General features: G+C 52.1%; 13 protein-coding genes. 10 read left to right on the top strand and 3 right to left on the bottom strand.

The genetic code is table 11. The annotated features are described in order from the left end of the window. Positions 1-51: 51 nt before the first annotated feature. Positions 52-1,164: a YcbX family protein gene (locus EHN07_RS17830; RefSeq protein WP_124025378.1), complete on the top strand. Its 1,113-nt coding sequence runs from the start codon at positions 52-54 to the stop codon at positions 1,162-1,164. On the opposite strand, the gene zapC is transcribed toward EHN07_RS17830, so the two are convergent. Together zapC and pyrD are read right to left on the bottom strand one after the other, a co-directional pair. Next, positions 1,161-1,703, bottom strand: a complete 543-nt coding sequence (gene zapC, locus EHN07_RS17825; RefSeq protein WP_124025377.1) for a cell division protein ZapC — start codon at positions 1,701-1,703, stop codon at positions 1,161-1,163. The two genes, EHN07_RS17830 and zapC, sit on opposite strands and share 4 nt — an antisense overlap. A gap of 165 nt (positions 1,704-1,868) precedes the next feature. Next, positions 1,869-2,879: a quinone-dependent dihydroorotate dehydrogenase gene (pyrD, locus tag EHN07_RS17820; RefSeq protein ID WP_124025376.1), complete on the bottom strand. Its 1,011-nt coding sequence runs from the start codon at positions 2,877-2,879 to the stop codon at positions 1,869-1,871. Positions 2,880-3,127: 248 nt separating this feature from the next. Here pyrD and ssuE point away from each other — a divergent pair, with 248 nt between their 5' ends. The 5 genes from ssuE to ssuB are packed head-to-tail and all read left to right on the top strand — an operon-like array spanning position 3,128 to position 7,387. Further along, entirely contained in the window at positions 3,128-3,703 is a 576-nt protein-coding gene (ssuE, locus tag EHN07_RS17815; RefSeq protein ID WP_124025375.1) for an NADPH-dependent FMN reductase, read from the top strand. After that, positions 3,696-4,673, top strand: coding sequence for a sulfonate ABC transporter substrate-binding protein (locus EHN07_RS17810; protein WP_124025374.1), 978 nt, complete (start codon positions 3,696-3,698; stop codon positions 4,671-4,673). Before ssuE ends, EHN07_RS17810 begins: the two co-directional genes overlap by 8 nt. Then, entirely contained in the window at positions 4,670-5,815 is a 1,146-nt protein-coding gene (gene ssuD / locus EHN07_RS17805) for an FMNH2-dependent alkanesulfonate monooxygenase (protein ID WP_124025373.1), read from the top strand. The genes EHN07_RS17810 and ssuD overlap by 4 nt, the downstream gene beginning before the upstream one ends. 10 nt (positions 5,816-5,825) lie before the next feature. Next, complete coding sequence (ssuC, locus tag EHN07_RS17800) at positions 5,826-6,617, top strand: aliphatic sulfonate ABC transporter permease SsuC (RefSeq protein WP_124025372.1); 792 nt, start codon at positions 5,826-5,828, stop codon at positions 6,615-6,617. Continuing rightward, positions 6,614-7,387 (top strand): aliphatic sulfonates ABC transporter ATP-binding protein, encoded by a 774-nt coding sequence (gene ssuB / locus EHN07_RS17795; RefSeq protein ID WP_124025371.1) that lies wholly within the window; start codon positions 6,614-6,616, stop codon positions 7,385-7,387. The genes ssuC and ssuB overlap by 4 nt, the downstream gene beginning before the upstream one ends. Positions 7,388-7,428: 41 nt before the next feature. On the opposite strand, the gene pepN is transcribed toward ssuB, so the two are convergent. Continuing rightward, the gene (pepN, locus tag EHN07_RS17790) at positions 7,429-10,041 is read right to left on the bottom strand and encodes an aminopeptidase N (protein ID WP_124025370.1); all 2,613 of its coding nucleotides are present in this window, start codon (positions 10,039-10,041) and stop codon (positions 7,429-7,431) included. A 268-nt stretch (positions 10,042-10,309) separates the two neighbouring features. Here pepN and pncB point away from each other — a divergent pair, with 268 nt between their 5' ends. The 4 genes from pncB (at position 10,310) to EHN07_RS17770 (ending at position 16,128) form a co-directional block, all read left to right on the top strand. Continuing rightward, complete coding sequence (gene pncB / locus EHN07_RS17785; protein ID WP_124025369.1) at positions 10,310-11,512, top strand: nicotinate phosphoribosyltransferase; 1,203 nt, start codon at positions 10,310-10,312, stop codon at positions 11,510-11,512. 193 nt (positions 11,513-11,705) lie between these two features. Further along, complete coding sequence (asnS, locus tag EHN07_RS17780; RefSeq protein WP_124025368.1) at positions 11,706-13,106, top strand: asparagine--tRNA ligase; 1,401 nt, start codon at positions 11,706-11,708, stop codon at positions 13,104-13,106. Positions 13,107-13,657: 551 nt separating this feature from the next. After that, positions 13,658-14,749, top strand: coding sequence for a porin (locus EHN07_RS17775; RefSeq protein WP_124025367.1), 1,092 nt, complete (start codon positions 13,658-13,660; stop codon positions 14,747-14,749). A gap of 188 nt (positions 14,750-14,937) precedes the next feature. Further along, positions 14,938-16,128 carry an amino acid aminotransferase gene (locus EHN07_RS17770; protein ID WP_124025366.1) on the top strand — a complete coding sequence of 397 codons (1,191 nt, stop codon included), beginning with the start codon at positions 14,938-14,940 and terminating at the stop codon, positions 16,126-16,128. Positions 16,129-16,216 lie beyond the last annotated feature (88 nt).

The raw sequence follows: 16,216 nt of genomic DNA, 5'->3' as shown, positions 1-16,216 counted from the left end.
TCATAAAGTTGGCCTCTTATATTGCCTATTTATTTCTGCATGGAGCGCGCGATGATCGTCTTATCCCAGCTTTATATTCACCCGGTGAAATCGATGCGCGGACTTGCCCTCTCCCATGCGCTGGCAACCAGCAGCGGTTTCGCCTGCGATCGCATCTTTATGCTGACCGAACCCGACGGCACTTTTATTACCGCGCGCACCTCACCGGAAATGGTACTGTTTACTCCAGCAATCACTCACGATGGTTTGTTCCTGAGCGCACCCGACGGCAGTTCCGCCTGCGTACGTTTTGCAGATTTTCAGCCGCAGGCCGAGCCGACCGAGGTCTGGGGAAACCATTTCACCGCGCAAATAGCGCCTGATGAAATCAACCAGTGGCTGAGCGGCTTTTTCTCGCGCCCCGTTCAGTTACGCTGGCTGGGCGCAACGTTAACGCGCCGCGTAAAACGCCATCAGGAAGTCCCTTTATCTTTTGCCGATGGTTATCCGTTCCTGCTGACCAATGAAGCTTCACTGCGTGATTTGCAAAACCGCTGCCCGGCAAGCGTTAAAATGACGCAGTTCCGCCCGAATATAGTCGTTACCGGAGCACAGCCCTGGGCAGAAGACAGCTGGCAGGTGGTACGCATTGGTGGCGTCATGTTTGATGTCGTCAAACCCTGTAGCCGCTGTATTTTAACAACCGTCAGCCCGGAACGTGGGCGTAAACACCCGAGCGGCGAGCCGCTGGCAACTCTGCAGCAATTCCGCACCGCGCTTGATAATGGCGACGTTGATTTTGGTCAGAACTTAATTGCCCGTAATAGCGGCGTTATCCGCGTTGGCGATGAGCTGGAAGTATTAGCGACGAAACCCGCAAAAGCTTATGGCGCAGGGCAAGTTGAGCCGGGCATTCAACCTGAATCACAGCCTGAAAGCCGCGTTGAAATTAACTGGCAGGGCCAACAATTTCACGGCAATAACCAGCAAATTTTGCTGGAACAGCTCGAACAGCAGGGTATTCGCGTCCCCTATTCTTGCCGGGCGGGCATTTGCGGCAGCTGCCGAATTAAGTTAGTCAGTGGTGAAGTTAAGGCATTGAAGAAAAGCGCTATCAGTAATGACGGCACGATTCTGTGCTGCAGCTGTATTCCGGCGGGAGACGTAGAGCTTTCAGGGAATTAAACAGCCTGATCGAGGTTAAGCTCATTTCTTAGCGGGTGCGGCCTTAATCTGTCATTCATCACTTTTATTGCATCACCCAACTGCATGGTGCGGCCAGCCAGTTGTAGACCCGGTTGCGCCAGTAAGCAGAGCGCCGCGTTATCGCCCGTTTCGACCACCAGCAGATTGACCTGCTGCATATCATCACTCAACCAGACGCAGGCCGCATCGCCCGCAGCGGGCTGCCAGCTTTCCCCATGGGAGATAAAGTGCCAGCTTTTTGGCATTTGTGGCTTCAGATAACGAATCGCCACCAGCGCATTTAATACCAGTTCCGCACGCTGTTCTTTGCTTAACAGCAGGTCGCGACATTTTTCTTCAAAGGAGAAGAACAAAGCGGCATCGTCAACGCAAAAACCTGTGTTTTCAAAGGCATCAGGGGTAAGCATCTTACGTGGAAAACGGGAACGGAACAGCATGCCATTGGCTAAATCGAGCATCATGCGATCGTGCTCTTCGTCATAATACCAACGCCAGTTATCGTCCGGTTTCATCCGCATAATTATTTGCCTTTTCGTCTTTTTCTGCGCTTTAAAATATCCTTATCGCCGCTTCGTAAATCAACATATTAATAAAAGACCAATATGTTCAAATTAGCAACAGTGATGGAATATAAAACAACCGGAGCAGGAAATAAAGCTCCGGTTATCTGGAAAGTAAAATGATTACAGACCTGAAATGATTTCTTTAATCAGCGGTGGGCCTTTAAATATGAAGCCGGAATATATTTGTACCAGCGAGGCCCCCGCCGCCATTTTCTCACGTGCTGCAATCACTGAATCAATACCGCCAACACCGATAATCGGTAACCGACCGTTTAATTCTTGTGATAAACGGCGAATAATTTCAGTACTTTTCAACTGCACCGGGCGGCCGCTTAATCCCCCCATTTCATCACAATATTTCATGCCCTGAACCAGGCTACGATCCAGAGTAGTATTGGTCGCAATGACCCCATCAATATTATGGCGAACTAAGCTATCGGCTACCTGGATCAATTCCTCTACGGAAAGATCCGGCGCGATCTTCACCGCCACTGGCACATATTTGTGATGCAACGCCTGAAGTTCCTGCTGCTTATTTTTGATGGCAGTTAACAGATCGTCCAGTGCTTCACCATATTGCAGCGTGCGTAACCCTGGAGTATTTGGCGACGAAATATTGATCGCGATATAACCGGCATACGGATAAATTTTATCCATACAGATCAAATAATCGTCTTTCCCTTGCTCTACGGGCGTATCTTTATTCTTACCAATATTGATGCCCAGTATCCCGTCGAAATGGGATTTTTTGACATTCTCGACCAGGTTATCAACGCCATGGTTATTGAAGCCCATGCGGTTGATCAGACCTTCGGCCTCAACCAGACGAAAAATGCGCGGCTTGTCATTTCCAGGCTGTGGGCGAGGCGTTACGGTGCCAATTTCAATGGAGCCAAAGCCCATTGCACCCAGCGCATCAATGCATTCACCATTTTTATCCAGGCCTGCGGCCAGGCCTAATGGATTCTTAAAGGTCAATCCCATGCAGGTAACGGGTTTAAACGGCACATTTTGCCGCACCAGCCATTCGAGTGGTGTACCTGATACACGACGCAATTGCTGGAATGTCACTTCATGAGCGCGCTCTGGATCGAGCCTGAAAAGGGCTTTACGAACGAAGGGATAGTACATGAACTCTCCTGGATTCCCGGTATGCAAACCGGGGCCGTATTATTCACGATAACTGCGCTGAATGGAATTGACCTGCAACAAAAAAGGCTCAATCAACGCAAACGTTTTCTTCTCTCCCGTCTGTTATGCGTTTTTTAGAATTTCTATCCCGGATAAATCATTTAGTGGAATAACAGTTCTGCGCCACTATCACCCTCAATTGTTATCAATACCACCTAAATGTGAACAATTAGTTATAAGGAAACGCTATGCGAGTGATAACCCTGGCTGGAAGCCCGCGCTTCCCCTCCCGTTCCAGCGCGCTGCTGGAATATGCCCGCGAAAAATTAAGCGCTCTGGATATCGAGGTGTGTCACTGGCACCTGCAAAACTTCGCGGCTGAAGATTTACTGTACGCCCGTTTTGATAGCCCGGCGCTGTTAGCGTTAACCGAACAGTTGCAGCAGGCTGACGGCGTAATTATCGCCACCCCCGTCTATAAAGCGTCGTTTTCAGGCGCGCTAAAGACGCTGCTCGACCTGCTGCCTGAGCGCGCGCTGGAGAAAAAGGTGGTTCTGCCTTTCGCCACCGGCGGCACCGTCGCGCATATGCTGGCTGTGGATTATGCCCTGAAACCGGTGCTTAACGCGCTGAAAGCTCAGGAAATCCTACATGGCGTCTTTGCTGATGACGGCCAGATTGCGGATTACCAGCATCAACCCGTGTTCAGCAGCAATTTACATCTGCGTCTTGACGACGCGCTGGAAACTTTCTGGCAGGCACTGCATCGCCGCGATTTTATTATCTCTTCCCCTTTTAGCACTCAAGGAGTGGCTCATGTTTAACCTGCTAAAACAAACGGCCCCCTGGCTAATGCTGGCGGGTGCACTGAGTCTGAGCGCTACGCTTCACGCCGCCGAACCCGGGCCGGAACAGCTGCGGATTGGTTATCAAAAAGGCTCAGTCAGCATGGTGCTGGCAAAAAGCCATCGGCTGCTGGAAAAAGAGTACCCGCAAACCAAATTCCAGTGGATTGAGTTCCCCGCCGGCCCGCAAATGCTGGAGGCGTTGAATATTGGCAGTATCGATTTGGGCAGCACCGGTGACATTCCGCCCATTTTCGCCCAGGCGGCAGGAGCCGACCTGGTTTACATCGGTTCTGAACCGGCCAAACCAAAAGCCGAAGTGATTCTGGTGCCGGAAAACAGTCCGCTTAAAACCGTGGCCGACCTGAAAGGGCATAAAATCGCCTTCCAGAAAGGCTCCAGCGCCCACAACCTGGTATTGAGGGCGCTACAAAAAGCCGGGCTGAAATTTACCGATGTGCAGGCCGCTTATTTAACACCAGCCGATGCTCGCGCCGCCTTCCAGCAGGGCAACGTGGATGCCTGGGCGATTTGGGATCCGTACTACTCCGCAGCGCTTTTAAACGGTGGTGTTCGGGTATTAACCGATGGCAGCGGGCTAAATCAAACCGGTTCGTTTTACCTCGCATCCCGCCCGTATGCCGAAAAAAATGGCGCATTCCTGCAGCAGGTACTGAAGAGATTCAGCGACGCCGATGCGTTAACCCATAGCCAGCGTGATGCAAGCGTTGCGCTACTGGCAAAAACCATGGGGCTGCCTGAAAACGTCATCGCCACCTATTTCGATCACCGCCCGCCGACGGTGATTACCCCGGTCAGTGCCGAAACCGCTGCGAAACAACAGCAAACCGCAGACCTGTTTTATGACAACCGCTTAGTGCCTAAAAAAGTCGATATCCGCACCCGAATCTGGCAGCCAACAGCCACTGCTAAAGGAGATAAATCATGAGCTTGAATATATTTTGGTTTTTACCTACCCATGGCGATGGCCATTACTTAGGCAGCAACGACTCCGCGCGCCCGGTTGACCATGGCTACCTGCAACAAATTGCCCAGGCGGCAGACAGAATCGGCTTTACTGGTGTACTGATCCCAACGGGTCGTTCATGTGAAGATGCCTGGCTGGTTGCCGCATCCATGATCCCGGTGACGCAGCGTTTGAAATTTCTTGTCGCGCTACGCCCGAGCGTAACTTCCCCAACTGTCGCCGCACGTCAGGCCGCAACGCTCGACAGGCTTTCCAACGGGCGCGCTTTATTTAACCTGGTGACCGGCAGCGACCCGGAAGAGCTAGCCGCAGATGGCGTATTCCTTAATCATCAGCAGCGTTATGAAGCGTCCTCCGAGTTTACCCATGTCTGGCGTCGCGTGCTGGAAGGCGAAACGGTCGATTTTGAGGGCAAACATATTAAGGTTAAGGGAGCGAAACTGCTGTTCGCGCCGGTACAACAGCCCCGTCCACCGCTCTACTTTGGCGGCTCTTCAGAGGTGGCGCAGGATCTGGCTGCTGAGCAGGTTGATCTCTATCTCACCTGGGGCGAACCGCCGCATTTGGTGAAAGAGAAAATCGAGCAGGTTCGCGCAAAAGCCGCCGCACACGGACGCACCGTACGTTTCGGTATTCGCCTGCATGTGATTGTGCGTGAAACGAATAAAGAAGCGTGGGACGCCGCCAACCGTCTGATTTCCCAACTTGACGATGAAACTATTGCCAAAGCGCAGGCCGCTTTTGCGCGCACCGATTCCGTCGGCCAACAGCGCATGGCGGCGTTGCACGGCGGCAAGAGAGACAACCTGGAAATCAGCCCGAACCTGTGGGCGGGGGTCGGCCTGGTACGTGGCGGCGCAGGTACTGCGCTGGTAGGCGATGGCCCAACGGTTGCGGCTCGCATCAACGAATATGCAGCCCTGGGTATCGACAGCTTTATTTTCTCCGGTTACCCGCATCTGGAAGAAGCGTATCGCGTGGGCGAATTACTGTTCCCGCATCTGGATGTTGCCATTCCACAGATCCCACAACCGCGCCAGGTCCATGAAAAAGGTGAAGTTATAGCGAATGACTTCATCCCGCGCAAAACTGCACAAAGCTAAGGAGCCGCCAATGACCCAGACAACGCACAAACTACTATTGCGGCTGGCCCCGTGGGCGCTGCCGGTGGCGGTTATCGCCATCTGGCAGCTTTCATCAAGCGCAGGCTGGCTCTCCTCGCGTATCCTCCCTTCGCCGGAAGGGGTGGTGGTGACATTCTGGAATCTTTCCGCGAGCGGTGAGCTGTGGCAACACCTGGCAATTAGCTCATGGCGTGCGGCGATCGGTTTCAGTATTGGTGGATCGCTGGGTTTAATTCTTGGGCTGATTAGCGGCCTGTCGCGCTGGGGGGAACGCCTGCTGGACAGCTCAATACAGATGCTGCGCAACGTCCCGCACCTGGCGTTAATTCCGTTGGTGATTTTGTGGTTCGGCATTGACGAGTCGGCGAAGATTTTCCTGGTGGCCCTCGGCACGCTGTTCCCGATTTACATCAATACCTGGCACGGTATTCGCAATATCGACCAGGGCTTACTTGAGATGGCACGCAGCTATGGGTTGTCTGGCGTTAGCCTGTTTGCCCAGGTGATTTTGCCCGGCGCGCTGCCGTCGATAATGGTTGGCATTCGTTTCGCTTTAGGCCTGATGTGGCTGACTTTAATCGTGGCCGAGACCATTTCAGCGAGTTCGGGAATTGGTTACCTGGCGATGAACGCCCGCGAATTCCTGCAAACCGATGTGGTGGTGGTCGCCATTATTTTGTACGCCCTGCTCGGCAAACTGGCCGATCTCAGCGCGCAATTACTTGAACGTATCTGGCTGCGCTGGCACCCGGCTTATCAGCTTCAGGAGGAGAACGCATGAATACCTCTCGTTTAAATCAGGGCACTCCCCTACTTCTCAACAACATCACCAAACGCTACGGCAATAAAACGATTCTTGATGAACTCGGATTACATATTCCCGCCGGGCAGTTTGTTGCGGTGGTCGGGCGCAGCGGCGGTGGGAAAAGTACCTTGCTGCGTTTGCTGGCTGGGTTAGAAACGCCTAATGCTGGAACGCTAATTGCCGGAAATGCCCCGTTACGCGATAGCCAGGATGAAACGCGTTTAATGTTTCAGGATGCACGCCTGCTGCCGTGGAAATCAGTGATTAATAATGTCGGCCTGGGACTGAAAGGCAGCTGGAAAGATGCGGCTACAAGCGCGCTTGAGGCGGTTGGGCTTGCGAATCGAGCCAGCGAATGGCCTGCCGCCCTGTCTGGCGGGCAAAAACAGCGCGTGGCGCTGGCCCGAGCGCTGATTCATCATCCACGGCTATTATTGCTCGATGAGCCTCTGGGCGCGTTGGATGCCCTGACGCGTATCGAAATGCAGGAGCTGATCGTCTCTTTATGGCAGGAATACGGATTTACGGTGCTGCTGGTCACGCATGATGTCAGCGAAGCGGTGGCGATGGCAGACCGGGTTTTGTTAATTGAAGAAGGGAAAATTGGTCTCGATTTGACCGTTGATTTACCTCGCCCACGCAAGCTCGGCGCTGTCCGGCTGGCTGAACTGGAAGCACAGGTGCTGGAACGCGTGATGAAACGGCAAAGAGTGAAAGAACCGGAGCGCGTGGTGCGCACCGGTTAGTGGTTTTGCCCTAACTCTCAGGGAGAGGGTTAGGGTGGTTTTTAAGCCAATGCTTTAGAAATCTTCTCAAACAAATCGCCAGACAAATTCTCCAGCCCTTTCAACTGCTCCAGCGCCGCACGCATCATTTCCTGACGTTTTACATCATAACGTTTCAGACGAATCAATGGCTCAATCAGACGTGAAGCCACCTGCGGGTTACGGTGGTTCAGCTCACTGAGCATTTCCACCATAAACTGATAACCGCTACCGTCGAGTGCATGGAACGCCGCCGGATTCCCCGCCGCAAAAGCACCAATCAGCGAACGCACACGGTTCGGGTTGCCCATGCTAAATGAACGATGGTTCAGCAATTCGCGCACTTTGCTGAGTGTGTCAGCCGCAGGGCTTGTCGCCTGCAATACAAACCACTTGTCCATCACCAGACCATCCTGATGCCATTTCTCATCAAACGCCGCCAGCAGCTCTGTGCCGCAAGGCAGCTGTGCAGCAACGGCAGCTGAAAGCGCAGCGATAGAGTCGGTCATGTTATCAGCGCGTTGATACTGGTTGCGCACCAGTTGTTCAGCAAGCGGCCGCTCGCCAAATGCCAGATAACGCAGACAAGTGTTACGCAATGCGCGTTTGCCGATATCCGCATGCTCCACGCGGTAAGCATCTAGTTTGTTGGCGTTGTAGACCGCGAGGAACTCGTCCGCCAGCTCGTTTGCCAGCGTGCGGGTTAATGCCTGATGCACTGTTGCAATCGCCTGTGGATCGATTTTCTGGAACAGTTCGGCAATTTCGTTTTGCGAGGGCAGCGTCAGAATTTCTGCCGCCAGCGCCGGGTCGATTTTCTCATCCAGTAGAATCGCTCGGAACGCATCGGCGACGTGCAGCGGCAGCGATAGCGGCTGCCCCTGCTGGCAGCGGTTAATATTCAACTTGATATAAGTGGCCAGCAGGCTTTGTGCCGCATCCCAACGGGAGAAGTCGTTGCGCGCGTGGCGCATCAGGAACGTCAGCTGCTGATCGCTCCATTTATATTCCAGTTTCACCGGCGCTGAGAACTCGCGCAGCAAAGATGGCACCGGCTGGAAATAGACGTTATCGAAGACAAACGTCTGCTCTGCCTGCGTCACATTCAGCACGTGATGAATCGGATGGCCATTTTTCTGCAATGGGATCACTTTGCCTTCGTTGTCATACAGTTCAATGTCGAACGGAATATGTAACGGATGCTTGTCCTGCTGCTCGGCGGTTGGCGGCGTGTGCTGGCTGATAGTCAGCGTATACAGCTCTTTTTCCGGGTCGTAGTCATCACGCACGGTAACGACTGGCGTACCGGCCTGGCTGTACCAACGGCGGAAGTGAGACAGGTCAACGTTTGAGGCATCTTCCATAGCCTGTACAAAATCATCACAGGTTGCCGCACTGCCATCATGGCGTTCAAAGTAGAGCTGCATCCCTTTCTGGAAGTTCTCTTCACCCAGTAAGGTGTGCAGCATACGGATCACTTCTGAGCCCTTCTCATACACCGTCAGCGTATAGAAGTTGTTCATTTCGATAACTTTATCCGGGCGAATCGGGTGCGCCATCGGGCTGGCATCTTCAGCAAACTGCGCAGCGCGCATGGTGCGTACGTTCTGAATGCGGTTAACCGCACGCGAGCCGAGATCGGAGCTAAATTCCTGGTCGCGGAAAACCGTTAGCCCTTCTTTCAGGCTTAGCTGGAACCAGTCGCGACAGGTGACGCGGTTGCCGGTCCAGTTATGGAAATATTCGTGGCCGATAACGCGTTCGATATCGAGATAGTCTTTATCCGTCGCCGTTTCGGCACGCGCCAGCACGTATTTAGAGTTAAAGACGTTAAGCCCTTTGTTCTCCATGGCGCCCATGTTGAAGAAATCGACGGCGACAACCATATAGATGTCGAGATCGTATTCGAGGCCAAAACGGGTTTCATCCCACTTCATTGAGGCTTTCAACGACGTCATCGCCCAGCCGGCGCGGTCAAGATTGCCACGGTCGACAAACAGCTCCAGCGCCACATCGCGGCCTGAACGCGTTTTAAAGGTATCGCGCAGCACGTCGAAATCACCGGCCACCAGCGCAAACAGGTAGCACGGTTTTGGGAAGGGATCTTGCCACTGTACCCAATGACGGCCGTTATCCAGTTCACCTTCGGCAATGCGGTTGCCGTTAGATAACAGGAACGGGTATCTGGATTTATCGGCAATGATTTTGGTGGTGAAACGCGCCAGAACGTCTGGCCGGTCGAGATACCAGGTAATATGACGGAAACCTTCCGCTTCGCACTGGGTGCAAAGCGCATCACCGGAAAGGTAAAGGCCTTCGAGCGCGGTATTGGTGGCCGGGCTGATTTCATTGACGATAGTCAGCGTGAAGGCTGCTGGCAAAGAGTCGATAATCAACGCGCCCTCTTCCTGGCGATACTCTTTCCAGGCCGCGCCATTTACCTCAATCGAAACCAGCGTCAGATCTTCACCATCAAGGCGTAGCGGGGCACCCGCCGCGCCCTGGCGGGTAATTTGACTGATAGCGGTGACCAGGGTTTTTGTGGCATCAAGGTCAAAGGTCAAATCGATATCGGTAATCGTGTAATCCGGCGCACGGTAGTCGTGGCGATATTTGGCTTGTGGCTGTTGTGTCATAAAAAACCTTATATATCATCCGTAAGTTTGCGGAGTTCAGTCTATTCCTGTTGCCCTGATGTTGCCACGCAGAATCATCAACTTTTCAGGGCCTCTCACGCGATTTGCTACATATATGTAACAAAAGGCCCCTGCGACCAGCGGCACAGAAAGTGCGCACGTGTTGTGATCCTGGTTTAATAAACAGATAATCAGGGTATACTCCTGCGTCTTTTATCTGCTTAGCCCTTGATGGAAACGCTCCTGTGAGAGGATGCTGCAACGCGCCATGACTCGATACGCTTCCCCAATTTTGCAAACGCTGCTGGATACTGACGCCTATAAGCTTCATATGCAGCAGGCGGTTTTCCACCGTTATCACGACGTGAGCGTCGCGGCAGAATTCCGCTGCCGCGGTGACGACCTGCTGGGCGTTTATGCTGATGCTATCCGTGAACAGGTCGATTTAATGCGCCACCTTGCCCTGAGCGGCGAGGAGTTCACTTATCTTGAAAGTCTGCCGTTCTTTAGCGCAGATTATCTTAGCTGGCTGCGTACGTTCCGCTACGACCCCTCTCAGGTTCACATCAGCAATAACAACGGTCATTTAGACATTCGTCTGAGCGGCCCGTGGCTGGAAGTGATCATGTGGGAAGTGCCTCTGCTTGCGGTAATCAGTGAAGTGGTGCATCACCACCGTTCGCCTGGCGTGACCCCGCACATGGCGCTGGAGCATCTGGAAAGTAAGCTGGCGCAGTTCAACGAGCTGACGGCGGATATCGATCTTTGCGCATTCCGTCTGATGGACTTCGGGACGCGCCGCCGCTTCTCGCGCGAAGTTCAGGAGGCTATCGTGAACCGCCTGCAGCAAGAAAGGTGGTTTGTGGGCACCAGCAATTATGACCTGGCACGCCGCCTGAATTTAACGCCAATGGGCACTCAGGCGCACGAATGGTTCCAGGCACATCAGCAAATCAGCCCGGTGCTGGCAAACAGCCAACGTGCGGCACTTCAGGCGTGGCTTGACGAATATCCCGATAAACTGGGTATCGCGTTAACGGATTGCATCACCATGGATGCTTTCTTACGCGACTTCGATCGCTCTTTTGCCAGCCGCTATCAGGGGCTGCGCCATGACTCCGGGGACCCGGTTGAATGGGGTGAAAAAGCTATCGCGCATTACGAAAAACTGGGCATTGATCCCACAACCAAAGTACTGGTGTTCTCAGACAATCTGGATTTACCGAAAGCGGTTGAGCTGTATCGTCATTTTTGCACCCGCGTCAATCTGAGTTTTGGTATTGGCACTCGCCTGACCTGCGATATCCCCCAGGTGAAACCGCTGAATATCGTTATCAAGCTGGTGGAATGTAACGGCAAGCCGGTGGCGAAACTTTCCGACAGCCCGGGGAAAACCATCTGCCACGATAAAGAGTTCGTGCGCGCCCTACGTAAAGCCTTCGATTTGCCTCAGATTAAAAAAGCCAGCTGACGCTAATAAACCTGTGGCCTGCCTCACTCCCACAGGTTTCTTTCATCTATCGCGACAACACCTCTCTTTATTGTATTTCTGCATCTCCATTGATTTTTCTGCTTGTCAGTCGGCGCGCGACAGGTAACATAGATGACCCCCGTTTATGGGGAGTTATTTTTTTTGTCACTGACTTTTTAATAGAGAGAAAAATATGAGCGTTGTGCCTGTAGCCGACGTACTCCAGGGCCGTGTAGCCGTTGACCAAGAAGTCACCGTGCGCGGATGGGTGCGTACTCGTAGAGATTCAAAAGCTGGTATCTCCTTCCTCGCCGTCTATGACGGTTCCTGCTTTTCTCCTGTACAGGCCGTCATAAATAATTCTCTGCCTAATTACAATGAAGACGTACTGCGCCTGACGACCGGCTGTTCCGTGGTGGTCACCGGTAAAGTGGTTGAATCTCTCGGCCAGGGCCAGAGCTTTGAGATCCAGGCGACTGAAGTTGAAGTCAGCGGCTGGGTTGACGATCCCGATACCTACCCGATGGCGGCAAAACGCCACAGTATTGAGTACCTGCGCGAAGTGGCACACCTGCGCCCGCGTACCAATATGATTGGCGCCGTCGCTCGCGTGCGTCATACCCTTGCTCAGGCGCTGCACCGTTTCTTCCATGAGCAGGGTTATTTCTGGGTTTCGACCCCGCTGATTACGGCGTCCGATACCGAAGGCGCAGGCGAAATGTTCCGCGTCTCGACCCTTGATCTCGAAAACCTGCCGCGTACCGATGCCGGCAAAATTGATTTCGATAAAGACTTCTTCGGTAAAGAAGCGTTTCTGACCGTATCCGGCCAGCTGAACGGTGAAACCTACGCCTGCGCGTTGTCCAAAGTCTATACCTTTGGCCCAACCTTCCGCGCGGAAAACTCCAACACCAGCCGCCACCTGGCTGAGTTCTGGATGTTAGAGCCAGAAGTCGCTTTTGCAAGCCTTGACGACGTAGCGGGCCTGGCCGAAGCCATGCTGAAATATGTCTTCAAAGCGGTGCTTGATGAGCGTATGGATGATCTGCAGTTCTTCGCCGAGCGCGTTGACAAAGATGCCGTGGAACGTTTACAGCGCTTCATCGAAGCTGATTTTGCCCAGGTGGATTACACCGACGCAGTAACCATTCTTGAGAATTGCGGTCAGAAATTCGAAAACCCGGTCTACTGGGGCGTTGACCTTTCTTCCGAACACGAGCGTTATCTGGCTGAGCAACATTTCAAAGCGCCTGTGGTCGTGAAAAACTATCCGAAAGACATTAAGGCCTTCTATATGCGCCTTAACGAAGACGGTAAAACCGTTGCGGCAATGGACGTGTTAGCCCCAGGCATCGGTGAAATCATCGGAGGCTCTCAGCGTGAAGAGCGTCTGGACGTGCTTGATGCGCGGATGGCCGAGATGGGCCTGAATAAAGAAGACTACTGGTGGTATCGCGATCTGCGCCGTTACGGCACCGTTCCCCACTCCGGTTTCGGCCTTGGGTTTGAGCGCCTGATTGCCTATGTCACCGGCGTACAAAACGTTCGCGATGTGATCCCATTCCCGCGTACGCCACGTAATGCAAGCTTCTAAGATTTGATTTTTACTCAGGCCAGCATTGCTGGCCTTTTTTCTTCCCGTCTGTTCCCCCCACCTTCCAGCTTTACCTTCACTAAGAATGTCCTGCAATACAAACGTAAAAAATAACCCTACTTTTTCCTTGCATCTTTATTTTGCGCATTGACTTAGCACATATGGTCAAAATCCACACAGATGTCTGGACATCCAAAAATTACTCAAAGAATGTACAAATGTAAGCAATATATGCACAAAGTTTTAACTTATTAAAATTAAACATAAGTAATTCATATACATATATTTAAATGGAGGGTTTTTTAGCCGAAGCGGCAAGGAAGTTTGAGGTGGTTCACAAAGTTCCGTAAAATACACAATTTATTACAAAAACTTTCTTTTTGTAACTCACTCTCGATGTTTGTAGCACTTTCGGGCTAGCGAAACGGTTTCATGGATGGAAAGATGCCTGACAGATACAGAAAGACACCAAACTCTCATCAATAGTTCCGTAAAGAATTATTGACGGCAGTGGCAGGTGTTCACAAAAAACCTAATGAGGGTAATAAATAATGATGAAGCGCAATATTCTGGCAGTGGTTATCCCTGCTTTGCTGGCAGCTGGCGCAGCTAACGCTGCAGAAATCTATAACAAAGACGGCAATAAACTGGATCTGTACGGTAAAGCTGTAGGTCGTACTTCTTGGACAACTTCAGGTAATGGCGACAACAGCAGCCAGGATGCATCTTACGGCCAATTAGGCTTTAAAGGTGAAACTCAGATCAACAGCGACCTGACTGGTTACGGTCAGTGGGAATATCGTGTTGGCGCTAACAAACCTGAAGGTGAGCAAAGTGCAGGTAACACCCGTTTAGCATTTGCTGGCCTGAAAGTTGCTGATGCAGGCTCTCTGGACTACGGCCGTAACTACGGTGTGGTATACGATGTTGAAGCTTACACCGATATGGCCCCATACTTCTCGGGCGAAACTTGGGGTGGTTCTACCGATAACTTCATGACCAACCGTTCAGCTGGTCTTTTAACTTATCGTAACACTGATTTATTCGGTCTGGTGGAAGGCCTGTCATTCGCTGTTCAGTACCAGGGAAAAAATCAACCTGGCACCATCGACAAGCAAAATGGTGATGGCGTAGGCTACTCTGCTTCATATGATTTCGAAGGCTTCGGTGTTACTGCGGCATACAGCAATGCTGACCGTACTAACCAGCAAGAGCAGCGTGATGGTAATGGTAAACGTGCGGAGGCTTGGGCTCTTGGTGCTAAATACGATGCGAACAACATCTACCTGGCGACCATTTACTCTGAAACCCGTAACATGACCAACATTGTAAGTGCAACTACTGGCACTGAAATGGCAAATAAAACTCAAAACTTTGAAGTTGTTGCACAGTACCAGTTTGATTTCGGTCTGCGCCCAGCAATCTCTTATGTACAGAGCAAAGGCAAACACCTTAACGGTGCAGACAGCACTGCTGATCTGGCTAAATATGTTCAGTTGGGTACAACTTACTACTTCAACAAAAACATGAACGTCTATGTTGATTACCGTTTCAACATGATGGATAAGAATGATTACAGTGCTGCCACCTATGGTATCGGTACTGACGACCAAGCTGCTGTTGGTCTGACTTACCAGTTCTAATTATCCCGCAACTTTGTTGCCAGGATAGTTTAAAAACAGGGCTCCGGCCCTGTTTTTTTATGCCTGAAAAGGTGAAAAAAATGAGTTGTGACGACACCCGTTTCTTTTTATTGCAAACGGTTGGCATTTGCTAAAACAGCAGTTAACCTGAGAGCGTTACTCCCTCGCTATCACAATGGAAACTCGTCATGTTTGAGAACATTACCGCAGCCCCTGCCGACCCCATTCTTGGTTTGGCCGATCTGTTTCGCGCCGATGACCGTCCGACTAAAATTAACCTCGGTATTGGTGTTTATAAGGATGAAACGGGCAAAACTCCGGTTTTGACCTGCGTAAAAAAAGCGGAGCTTTTTCTGCTGGAAAATGAGAACACCAAGAACTACCTCGGTATCGACGGTATTGCAGAATTTGGCCGCTGCACCCAGGAGTTGCTGTTTGGAAAAGCTAACGCGCTGAGTGCGGCCCATCGCGCCCGCACAGCACAAACCCCTGGCGGCACCGGTGCGCTACGCGTTGCTGCAGATTTCCTCGCTAAGAATACTAAAACCGCGCGCGTGTGGGTCAGTAACCCGAGCTGGCCGAACCACAAAAGCGTGTTCAACTCTGCGGGCCTGGAAGTCTGCGAATATGACTACTACGACGCGCAAAATCACTCGCTGAATTTCGAAGGTCTGGTTAACAGTCTGCAAGCCGCGCAGGCTGGCGATGTGGTTCTGTTCCACGGCTGCTGCCATAACCCAACGGGTATTGATCCCACCGCCGAGCAGTGGCAAACCCTGGCAGAGATGTCGCTGGCAAAAGGCTGGTTGCCGCTGTTTGATTTTGCCTACCAGGGCTTTGCCCGCGGTCTGGAAGAAGATGCGCAAGGGCTGCGTATTTTTGCGGCGAGCCATAAAGAGCTGATTGTGGCCAGCTCCTACTCTAAAAACTTTGGCCTCTACAATGAGCGTGTTGGTGCCTGTACGCTGGTTGCTGCCGATGCCGATACCGTTGACCGCGCATTCAGCCAGATGAAATCTGTGATTCGCGCTAACTATTCAAACCCACCCGCACACGGTGCGGCGGTAGTGGCAACAATCCTCAGCAACGAGGCACTGCGCACTTTGTGGGAGCAGGAGCTGACTGACATGCGTCAGCGTATTCACCGCATGCGTCAGCTGTTCGTTAACACCCTGCAGGAAAAAGGCGCTAACCGCGACTTTAGCTTTATCATCAACCAGAACGGCATGTTCTCATTCAGCGGCCTGACCAAAGAGCAGGTACTGCGCCTACGTGAAGAGTTTGGTGTGTATGCGGTAGCATCAGGGCGCGTCAACGTGGCGGGAATGACGCCAGACAATATGGCTCCGCTGTGCGAAGCCATTGTCGCCGTGCTGTAAGCCAGTAGCAGACAATAAAGCCGCTTATCTAAGCGGCTTCAGACTGATGGCAAACTCACGTGTTTCGCAAAACGTACATAGACCATCA

The sequence above is a fragment of the Buttiauxella warmboldiae genome, assembly GCF_003818135.1.
Taxonomy (GTDB): domain Bacteria; phylum Pseudomonadota; class Gammaproteobacteria; order Enterobacterales; family Enterobacteriaceae; genus Buttiauxella; species Buttiauxella warmboldiae.
This window is presented reverse-complemented; position numbering and strand designations above follow the sequence as displayed.